This is a genomic window from Hallella bergensis DSM 17361 (assembly GCF_000160535.1).
Lineage (GTDB): Bacteria > Bacteroidota > Bacteroidia > Bacteroidales > Bacteroidaceae > Prevotella > Prevotella bergensis.
The window spans coordinates 1-697 of sequence record NZ_GG704803.1 but is presented as its reverse complement, the minus strand read 5'-3'; the positions used below and the strand labels follow the sequence as shown (position 1 = coordinate 697).

Annotated in this window: 1 protein-coding gene; it reads right to left on the bottom strand. The window is 27.5% G+C overall.

Going from position 1 to position 697, the window contains the following annotated elements; translation table 11 throughout:
• Nucleotides 1-49: 49 nt before the first annotated feature.
• Nucleotides 50-367: a hypothetical protein gene (locus HMPREF0645_RS14035; RefSeq protein ID WP_007175505.1), complete on the bottom strand. Its 318-nt coding sequence runs from the start codon at nucleotides 365-367 to the stop codon at nucleotides 50-52.
• Between the last annotated feature and the right edge of the window lie 330 nt (nucleotides 368-697).

The following is a 697-nucleotide window of genomic DNA, read 5'->3' as shown; positions in this document are numbered from 1 at the left end:
ATTTTTATTATCAGATAGTTATTTTGGCAACTCCCGATCTGGGGAATTATTAATAGATTTTTTTATTATTGATTATTAATTTCTTCGTTATAAGACATTCTCCTTTATAATAACCATTGTAATACGTTGTCATATCATTTTTGATTATATATATATCGTTTGGTAAGACCTCTACTTCTATTTGATAGAAGTTTTTTTGCTTTATCTTCCGAAATATCTTCTTTACAACTTTTATACTTTCACAACTATCATAACATATAAAAAAATCTTTTCCTTTAGATGTTTTGAAAATACCATATACCTCCATATTGGTTGGTGGTAAATCTTTATATTCCCAATTTTGGACAGAGATGGTAATGTCATTCATTATTTTATCACATCTAAGAATAAATACTTCAGATAAACTATCTTTTGAAAGTCTTGTGAGAATTTTATATAAATCGTTTTTTTTACGTCTTATGACACAAAGATTGTACCCATAGAAAGAATTCGATATTCTTGATGAATCCCGAATATTGGTATAATACTTTATAATGCTCTGGCATATAGCAGACTGCTGTATAAAAATGCTCAATAATATAGTCAACAGACAACTTCTCATCTCATTTATGTTGTTTATTCCCTTAATTCCGCAACACGATTATAAATTAAACTTTTTAAGTACCTGAGCAACAAAAAGTTGCTCAGGATTTTGTCA